At 73.2% G+C, this 8,813-nt stretch carries 9 protein-coding genes; 7 read left to right on the top strand and 2 right to left on the bottom strand.

Going from position 1 to position 8,813, the window contains the following annotated elements; translation table 11 throughout:
- Nucleotides 1-189: 189 nt before the first annotated feature.
- A complete protein-coding gene (locus ABZZ04_RS38970; protein ID WP_356936982.1) occupies nucleotides 190-483 on the top strand; it encodes a helix-turn-helix domain-containing protein in 294 nt (97 codons plus the stop codon).
- Here the strand turns inward: ABZZ04_RS38970 and ABZZ04_RS38965 are convergent.
- The gene (locus tag ABZZ04_RS38965) at nucleotides 378-1,655 is read right to left on the bottom strand and encodes an MFS transporter (RefSeq protein ID WP_356936981.1); all 1,278 of its coding nucleotides are present in this window, start codon (nucleotides 1,653-1,655) and stop codon (nucleotides 378-380) included. The genes ABZZ04_RS38970 and ABZZ04_RS38965 overlap by 106 nt on opposite strands.
- Nucleotides 1,656-1,781: 126 nt before the next feature.
- Between ABZZ04_RS38965 and ABZZ04_RS38960 the strand changes: the two genes are divergently transcribed.
- From ABZZ04_RS38960 to ABZZ04_RS38945, 4 genes are all read left to right on the top strand, one after another.
- Nucleotides 1,782-2,252, top strand: a complete 471-nt coding sequence (locus ABZZ04_RS38960; protein ID WP_356936979.1) for a helix-turn-helix domain-containing protein — start codon at nucleotides 1,782-1,784, stop codon at nucleotides 2,250-2,252.
- A gap of 151 nt (nucleotides 2,253-2,403) precedes the next feature.
- On the top strand, nucleotides 2,404-3,081 hold the full coding sequence (locus ABZZ04_RS38955; RefSeq protein WP_356936978.1) for an ABC transporter permease: 678 nt from the start codon (nucleotides 2,404-2,406) through the stop codon (nucleotides 3,079-3,081).
- Complete coding sequence (locus ABZZ04_RS38950) at nucleotides 3,078-3,755, top strand: ABC transporter permease (protein WP_356936980.1); 678 nt, start codon at nucleotides 3,078-3,080, stop codon at nucleotides 3,753-3,755. Before ABZZ04_RS38955 ends, ABZZ04_RS38950 begins: the two co-directional genes overlap by 4 nt.
- Nucleotides 3,752-4,705 (top strand): ABC transporter substrate-binding protein, encoded by a 954-nt coding sequence (locus ABZZ04_RS38945; RefSeq protein WP_356936977.1) that lies wholly within the window; start codon nucleotides 3,752-3,754, stop codon nucleotides 4,703-4,705. The genes ABZZ04_RS38950 and ABZZ04_RS38945 overlap by 4 nt, the downstream gene beginning before the upstream one ends.
- An 18-nt stretch (nucleotides 4,706-4,723) precedes the next feature.
- Here ABZZ04_RS38945 and ABZZ04_RS38940 read toward each other — a convergent pair whose 3' ends face one another.
- Nucleotides 4,724-5,698: an acetylxylan esterase gene (locus ABZZ04_RS38940; protein WP_356936976.1), complete on the bottom strand. Its 975-nt coding sequence runs from the start codon at nucleotides 5,696-5,698 to the stop codon at nucleotides 4,724-4,726.
- A gap of 211 nt (nucleotides 5,699-5,909) precedes the next feature.
- Between ABZZ04_RS38940 and ABZZ04_RS38935 the strand changes: the two genes are divergently transcribed.
- Both ABZZ04_RS38935 and ABZZ04_RS38930 read left to right on the top strand, forming a co-directional pair.
- The gene (locus ABZZ04_RS38935; RefSeq protein ID WP_356936975.1) at nucleotides 5,910-7,016 is read left to right on the top strand and encodes a LacI family DNA-binding transcriptional regulator; all 1,107 of its coding nucleotides are present in this window, start codon (nucleotides 5,910-5,912) and stop codon (nucleotides 7,014-7,016) included.
- 38 nt (nucleotides 7,017-7,054) lie between these two features.
- A complete protein-coding gene (locus ABZZ04_RS38930) occupies nucleotides 7,055-8,665 on the top strand; it encodes an FAD-dependent oxidoreductase (RefSeq protein WP_356936974.1) in 1,611 nt (536 codons plus the stop codon).
- Nucleotides 8,666-8,813: the final 148 nt, after the last annotated feature.

Below are 8,813 nucleotides of genomic sequence, written 5' to 3'. Positions count from 1 at the left end.
TACTGGAGGACGGCCACCTGACCGTGCCCCGCGGACCCGGCATCGGAATCTCCCCGGTCCCCGGACAACTGGCCGAGGTCACCACCGGGTCCCCGCAATGGATCGGCCGGTGACCCCGACCGCCGCCCCCGGGCCCGGACCGCGACGGCCCGGGGCCCGGGGCGGCGGTCGGACGTCTACGCCGCCGCGCTGCTGGAGGAACTGACCGACCGGGTCGCCGCCGAGGACGACCTGCCGGACGGCCCGGTCGTACGGCTGCTCGCCCACGACGCCGAGCACAACACGGCCCTCACGGACACCCTGGACGCCTGGCTGAGCACCTTCGGTGACGTCCCCGCAGCCGCTGCCGCCGTGCACATCCACCCCAACACCTTCCGCTACCGGCTCAAGCGGCTGGCCGCGGTCGCGGACATCGATCCCGCCGACCCGGAGGCCCGCTTCGAGGCGATGCTGCAACTGCGCCTGCGGCCGCCGAGCCACTGATCCACCGCCCACACGAGGAGCGCGAGCGCGCTGATCGCGGCGCCGAGCAGACACACCGCGCCCCACCCGGCCCGTGCGTGGACGGCCGTCGAGGCGAGGGCGCCCGTGGCGCTGCCGATCGAGTAGAAGACCATGTAGCCGCCGATCAGGCGGCTCCCGGCATCGGGGCGGACCGCGTAGATCAGGCTCTGGTTGGTGACGTGGACGGCCTGCACGGCCAGGTCGAGGACGACCGCGCCGATCACCAGCGCCCACAGCGACTGCCGGGTGAGGGAGAGCGGGAGCCACGACACGGTGAGCAGGACCAGTGCGGTCCCGGTCGTCCACCCGGCGAACCCCCGGTCGTGCAGTCGGCCGGCCGGCGCGGCCGCCAGCGCTCCCGCGGCCCCCACCAGCCCGAACGCCCCGATCGCGGTGTGCGACAGGGACAGCGGGGGCTCGCTCAGGGGGAGGGCGACACAGCTCCACAGGGTGCTGAAGGCGGCGAAGACGAGCAGGGCGAGCAGAGCGCGGACCCGCAGCACGCGCTCCTCGGCGAACAGCGCGAGCGTCGAACGCAGCAGCCGGACGTACCGCATGGAGGCCGGTGGTGTCGACCGGCGCGGCAGTACGCGGGCGAGGGCCAGGGCGAGCACCAGGGTCAGCGCGGCCGAGGCGAGGTAGACCGCCCGCCAGCCCGCGAGGTCGGCCAGCGCGCCGGAGACCGTGCGGGCGAGCAGGATCCCGATGACGATTCCGCTGGTGACCAGGCCGACCGCGCGACCGCGCCGGTCCGGGGCGGACAGCGACGCCGCGAAGGCCACGAGCGTCTGGGTCACCACGGCGAGGAAACCCACGGCGGCCAGGGCGGTGAGCAGGACCGGCGCGGCGACCGCCGTGCCGGTGGCCGCGAGCGCCGCCGCGAGCAGCGCCAGCTGGGCCACGACGAGGGTCCGCCGGTCGACCAGGTCACCCAGCGGCACCAGCAGGAACAGCCCGAGGCCGTAGCCGATCTGGGTGAGGGTCACGACGATGCCGACGGACGCCGTACCGATCCCGAACTCCCGGCCCAGGGTGACCAGGAGGGGCTGCGCGAAGTAGACGTTGGCCACCGCCGCCCCGGAAGCGACCGCGAAGAGCAGCAGGGTGCGTCCGGACGGGGCGGCCGCCGGTGCTCCATCGCCCGTGTCCACGGTCCTGGTCGTTCTCTCGCTGTCGGTCACGGGCACCCCTCGGCTTTTTGGTTGCAAGTTGCCACCTGATGGACGCTAGTGCTGACTGGTAGCATGTTGCAACCGATTGGGTGAAGGGGAAGCGGCATGGTGAAACGGACACGCCTCGACGACAGCGACTGCCCGGTGGCCCGCTCGGTCGACGCGATCGGCGACTGGTGGGCGCTCCTGATCGTCCGCGACGCGTTCGACGGCAGCCGCCGCTTCGGCGAGTTCCAGCGCAGCCTGGGCATCGCGAAGAACATCCTCGCGACGCGGCTGCGCGAACTGGTCGGGAGCGGAATCCTCGACCTGGTCCCGGCGGCCGACGGAGGCGCCCGCCACGAGTACGCGCTGACGGCCAAGGGCAGGGACCTCTTCCCGGTCGTCGTGGCGCTGAGGCAGTGGGGCGAGGCGCACTTCTTCGACCCCGGCGAACCCCACTCGGAGATGGTCGACCTGCGCCACGGCCGTACCCCGCGGACGCTGGAGGTCCGCGCGGCCGACGGACGCCTGCTCGGACCGGACGACGTCACGGTGCGAAAGGTCGAACGGCCCGGGACACCGGAACCCGCGTGACGGCCCGGGACACCGGCCACCGGGCGACGGTCCGGGGCGCCGGAACCCGGGCGGCGGTCCGGAGAACCCGTTCCCGTCGCTCACCGGGCCGCACCCCCGGACAGCCGATCAGGACGCGCGTCCGCCCGCACCCCCGCGCTCCAATGGACGGGTGACCGCGCCCCCCGACGACTGCCTCGCGCGCAACGAGTGGCTCTGCGGGGCCTACCTCTCCAGCCGGCGCGAGATCCTCTGGGACGCCGCCGTCCAGCACGTCCAGCTCACCGCGGCCTCCGTGTTCATCGGGCTGCTCCTCGCCGTTCCGCTCGCCCTCGCGGCACGGCACCGGCGCTGGGCGGCGGGCCCCGTGCTGGGCGTGACGACCGCCCTGTACACCATCCCCTCGCTCGCCATGTTCTCGCTGCTGCTCCCGGTGTACGGACTCTCCGCCTCGCTCGTCGTCGCCGGACTCGTCCTGTACTCGCTCACCCTGCTCGTCCGCAACCTCCTCGCCGGACTGCGCGCCGTGCCCGAGGAGACCCGGCAGGCCGCGCGCGGCATGGGGTACGGACCGCTGCGCCTGCTGCTCACCGTCGAACTGCCCCTCGCCCTGCCCGCCGCCATGGCCGGACTGCGGATCGCGACCGTCTCCGCGGTCTCCCTGGTCACGGTCGGCGCGATCGTCGGTCACGGCGGACTCGGCAACCTCATCTACTCCGGCATGAACACCTACTTCAAGGCCCAGGTGCTCACCGCCTCAGTCCTCTGCGTGATCATCGCCGTCGCCGCCGACCTGCTGCTCCTGCTCGCCCAGCGGTTCCTGACCCCGTGGACCCGGGGACGGTCGTGAACACCCTCGCCGAGGCCTGGTCCTGGCTCACCACCGCCACGAACTGGACCGGCGAGGGCGGCATCCGGGACCGCCTCGCCCAGCACCTCTTCCTCACCGTCGTCTGCCTGCTGATCAGCTGCCTGATCGCGCTGCCCGTCGCCGTGCTCCTCGGCCACCTCGGCAGGGGCGGCGCACTCGCCGTCAACATCTCCAACATCGGCCGGGCCGTCCCCACCTTCGCCGTGCTGGTACTGCTCCTCCTCACCCCGGTCGGCGGTCACGGCGAGTGGCCGACCGTCATCGCCCTCGTGCTCTTCGCCGTACCGCCGCTGCTCACCAACGCCTACGTCGGCATGCGGGAGGTCGACCGGGACGTGGTGCGCGCCGCCCGGGGAATGGGCATGACGGGCCGGCAGCTGATGCTGGGCGTCGAGGTGCCGCTCGCCCTGCCCCTGATCCTCACCGGCGTACGGATCGCCGCCGTCCAGCTCGTCGCGACCGCCACCCTCGCGGCCCTGGCGGGCGGCGGCGGACTCGGCCGCATCATCACCGCGGGCTTCAACCTCGCCTCCACCGCGCAGGTGGTCGCCGGAGCAATCCTGGTGACCGCCTTCGCCCTGATCGTCGAAGGGCTCTTCGAAGCGGCGCAACGGCTCCTCCCCGCCCGGCTCCGCGGCGAGGCGTCCCGATGAGACCGCGCGGCGCGTTCCCGCTGCTGCCGGCGCTGCTGCTGGCGGCGACCGCCTGCGCCACCGGTCCCTCCCTGGAGAACCGGGGCGAGGTCACCGCGCCGCCCGGCGACAGCGAGCACCTCACCATCGGCTCCGCCGGATTCACCGAGAGCGAGCTGCTCGCCCGGATGTACGCGCTGTTGCTGGACCGGGCCGGCTACACCACGACGATCATCACCGTCACCAACCGGGAGATCTACGAACCCGCGCTGGAGAACGGCCAGATCGACGTCGTGCCGGAGTACGCCGCCACCTTCGCCGACTGGCTGAACGCCAAGGAGAACGGTGCCGACGCCGCCCCCGTCGGCTCGCCCGACCTCGCCGTCACCATGAAGGCCCTGCGCGCGCTGGCCGGGCCCCGCGGCCTCACCGTCCTCGACCCCGGACGCGCCGTCGACCAGAACGCCTTCGCCGTCACCGCCGCGTACGCGGCCGAACACCGCCTCGAAACCCTCAGCGACCTGGGCGCGTCCGGCCTGCCCGTACGACTGGCGGCCGGTGACGAATGCGTACGGCGCCCCTACTGCGCGCCCGGACTGAAGAAGACGTACGGCATCCGCATCACGGCCGTGGACCCCAAGGGCGTCGGCACCACCCAGGCCAAACAGGCCGTCCGCAACGGTCAGGACCAGATGGTCCTGACCACCACCACCGACGCCACGCTCGACACCTTCGGCCTCGTCCTGCTCGCCGACGACAGGCACCTCCAGAACGCCGACCACCTCGTCCCGGTCGTCAACCGCTCCCGGGCGGGCGGTGAAGGCGTGCGCCGGGCGCTGGGCGCGCTCGGCACCGTACTGACCACCGCGGACCTGGCCCGGCTCAACGAGCAGGTCGACAGCTGGCGGCGGCTGCCCGAGGACGTGGCGCGCGCCTACCTGGAGTCCCGGCACCTCCTCCCGCGCGGCTGACGGCCGCCCCGGAAGGCGTCAGGCCCTCAGCTTCCCCGGCAGCCAGCCCAGCTGCACGGCCTCCTGGAACGGCCCGCCGCCCTCGTGGTCGTTGAAGTCGTACACCTCGATGGTCTTGTCGGGGTGGGCGTAGGCGTTGAACGCGGCGAAGACCGTCGAGGGCGGGCAGGTCATGTCCTCCAGGGCGGTCGAGAACAGCGCCGGAGCCCGCCCGCGGGCGGCGAAGTGCACCCCGTCGAAGTAGGCCAGGGTGGCCCTCGCCCGGTCGGACCGGCCGCGGTGAGTCTTGAGGTAGTTGCCGATCTCGCGGTACGGGTTGCGGTCGGTGACGGTCAGGGCGCGCGGGAAGTCGCACAGGAACGGGACGTCCGGCGCGATCGCCGCGAGATCCGGTATCAGCCCGCCGACGGCGAGCGTGATGCCGCCGCCCTGGCTCTCCCCGATGGCCGCGGTCCGCGCCGCGTCGGCCAGCGGGTGCGAGCGCGCCGCCTCCACCGCGCGCACCGCGTCGGTGAACACCCGCCGGTAGTAGTACGCGTACGGGTCCTCGATGCCGCGGGTCATGAAACCGGGGAACGCGGGACCGCTGCCCACCGGATCCGGGGTGTCGCCGACACGCCAGCCGCTGCCCTGGCCGCGGGTGTCCATCACGAAGTGGGCGAAACCGGCCGAGGCCCAGAGCAGATGGGTGTGCGCCAGACCCCGCCCGCCGCCGTAGCCGATGAACTCGACGACCAGCGGCAGCGGCTCCGAGGCCCCCGCCGGGACGACGAACCAGCCCTTGACCGGATGACCGCCGAAGCCCGCGAACGTCACGTCGTACACGTCCACGGTCGCCAGACCCGTACCGGCACGCAGCTCGAACCGGGCGCCGAGGTCGTGGGTCCTGGCCTCGCCGAGCGTCTTCGCCCAGAACGCGTCGAAGTCCTCCGGCTCCACCGACGTGCTGCGGTGCTCGCGCAGCCGGTCGAGCGGCAGATCGAACAGGGACATGCGGTACCGCCTTCTTCGCAGGGTGGGCGATCGCCCACGGGGATGTCGATCACACCGTACGGCGGCGGCCCGCGCCGGAACGAGCCCGTCCGGTGCGGGAAAGAACACGGTGAAGAACTTGTGCCCGTTCTCTTGACCGGTGCCGGGCCGACCCTCACAGTACTCATCAACGCCCATGAGTAATACGCATTAATGAAATTGGGGAGCACAGGTGGAGGAATCCGGGAAGCGGGCCAGGCCCGGCCGCGCGCCCGCACCTGCAAGCCGCACGGGCCGGCCGCGCCAGGCCGAGGTCGCCCGGCTCGCCGGGGTCTCGCAGGCCACGGTCTCGCTGGTGCTCGCGGACAAGAGGCAGGGGCCCGCGATCTCCGAGGAGACCCGGCAGAAGGTGCTGGAGGCGGCCCGCAGTCTCGGCTACGTCCCCGACCCGGCGGCCCGCAGGCTCGCGGCGGCGCGCAACGACCTGCTGGGCGTCTTCAGCTTCACCGCGACCTTCCCGACCGATGTGCGGCACTCGTACTATCCGTTCCTGGTGGGCGTGGAGCGCGAGGCCGCGGAACGCGGCTACGACCTGGTGCTGTTCACCGGTTCGAGCACCGGGGGCGCGGGGGCCGGCGCCCCCGACGCGCTGGGCCGGGTCCGCCTCGCCGACGGCTGTCTGTTCCTCGGTCGCCACGCACCGGTCCAGGAGCTGCGACGGCTGGTCGCCGACGGCTTTCCCGTGGTCCACCTAGGCCGCCGGGACGAGCCGGAGGGGCTGCACTGGGTCGGCGCCGACTACGTGAGCGCCGCCCGCGAGGTCGTCGGCCACCTGGCCTCGCTCGGACACCGCCGGATGGTCCTGGTCCGCGAGGACGACGAGGCGCCCGCCTCCACCGACCGTGAACTCGGCTTCCGCCAAGGGCTGGAGGCAGTCGGCCCGGGCGACGGCCCCGGGGTCGTCTTCCGTTCCGCCGACCCGGAGCGCGACCTCACCCCCGAACGGCTGCGGGGCTGGCTCGCCGACGGCGTCACCGCGTTCGTCGCCGAGGAGACCGACACCGGGGCCGCCTGGCGGGCCCTGCGCCGGGCCGTCGCCGTCGCCGGGATCGACTGCCCGCGCGACGCCTCGCTGGCGTTGCTCGGCAGCCCGCCCGCCGACCTCGCGGACGGGCCCGAACCCACCGGCTTCGACATCCCCCGCACCCGGCTCGGCGCGGCCGCCGTCCGGATGCTCGCCGCACTGGTCGCGGGGGAGGAAGCCACCGAACCCCTGGTCGCCTGCACCTTCCGGCCCGGCGACACATCGGGCCCGCCGCCCGCCGCCGAGGAGCACTGACCGACCGCACCATCCGCACGCACAGCACAAGGAGACCCGTGATACCCGAACCGGACATCCTCGTCGTGGGCGCCGGACTCGGCGGCGTCGCCGCCGCGCTCGCCGCCTGCCGCGCGGGACGTACCGTCGTCCTCACCGAGGAGACCGACTGGATCGGCGGCCAGCTCACCTCCCAGGCGGTCCCCCCGGACGAGCACCCGTGGGTGGAGCAGTTCGGCACCACCGCCTCGTACCGCACACTGCGCGAGGGCATCCGGGCGTACTACCACCAGTGGTACCCGATGCGCTCCGAGGCCCTCGCCCGCACCGACCTCAACCCGGGCGCCGGACGCGTCAGCAAACTCTGCCACGAACCGCGCGTCGCGCTCACCGTGCTGGAGGCGATGCTCGCACCGCACCGGGCGGCGGGCCGCCTCGACCTGCTCACCGAGCACCGGGCGGTGGCCGCCGAAGCCGATGGCGATGTCATCGGGGCCGTGACCCTGGAGAACCTCCGGACGGGTGACCGCACCACCCTCACCGCCCGCTACGTCATCGACGCCACCGAGACCGGCGAACTCCTCGAACTCGGCGGCGTCGAGCACGCCGTCGGTGCCGAGGCACGCGACGAGTTCGACGAACCGCACGCCCCCGAGGAGGCCCGGCCGCTCAACCAGCAGGGCATCACGGTGTGCTTCGCGCTCTCCCACCACGAGGGCGAGGACCACACCGTCGACCGGCCCGCCGACTACGACTTCTGGCGTTCCTACCGCCCCGGCTTCTGGCCCGGTCCGCTCCTCGGGTTCCAGGCGCCCGACCCGCGCTCCCTGGAACCCGTACCGCGCACCTTCGTCCCCAACCCGGACGTCGACCCGCTCGCCGTCGGTGCGGACCAGAGCGCCGACGCGGGCGACAAGGAGCTGTGGGGCTTCCGCCGCATCCTCGCCCGCGGCATGCACCGCCCCGGCGCCTTCGACTCCGACATCACGCTCGTCAACTGGCCGCTCAACGACTACTGGCTCAAGCCCCTGGTCGGCGCCGGGGACGAGGCGACCGTTCAGGCGGTCGCCGGGGCGCGGCAGTTGTCGCTCTCACTGCTGTACTGGCTCCAGACCGAGGCCCCCCGCCAGGACGGCGGCACCGGCTTCCCCGGACTGCGGATCCGCCCCGACGTCACCGGCACCGACGACGGACTCGCCAAGGCCCCGTACGTACGCGAGTCCCGCCGGATCAAGGCCGTCACCACCGTCACCGAGCACGACGTGTCGATCGACCTCGTCGGCCCGCACGGCGGAACGCGCCACCGGGACGCGGTCGGTGTCGGCAGCTACCGCATCGACCTGCACCCCTCCACCGGGGGCGACAACTACATCGACATCGGCTCGGTGCCGTTCGAGATCCCGCTCGGCGCCCTCGTACCGCGCCGTGTCCGCAACCTGCTGCCCGCCGGCAAGAACATCGGCACCACCCACATCACCAACGGCTGCTACCGGCTCCACCCGGTGGAATGGAACATCGGCGAGGTCGCAGGTGCCCTGGCCGCCCACTGCCTGACCGAGGGCGTCGAACCGGCACAGGTCCAGTCCGGGGACGAGCGGTACGAGGCGTTCGCGCGACTGCTCGACCGCGACGGGGTCCAGCGCCACTGGCCCGACGTACGCGGCTACTGACCACGGACGCCGAAACCGTGAGACGCCGGGTGGGACGGCTCCACCTGTGCCCCCCCCCCCCCCCCCCCCCCAAAACCCCCCCCCCCCCCCCCCGGCCCGCCCAGACACAAGGGCAAACGGGGGGGTGGGGGGGAGGTGTTGGGACAGC

The organism is Streptomyces sp. NPDC006435, from assembly GCF_040612315.1.
Taxonomy (GTDB): domain Bacteria; phylum Actinomycetota; class Actinomycetes; order Streptomycetales; family Streptomycetaceae; genus Streptomyces.
The sequence above is the reverse complement of the archived record's forward strand: the minus strand, read 5'-3'. Positions and strand labels throughout refer to the sequence as shown.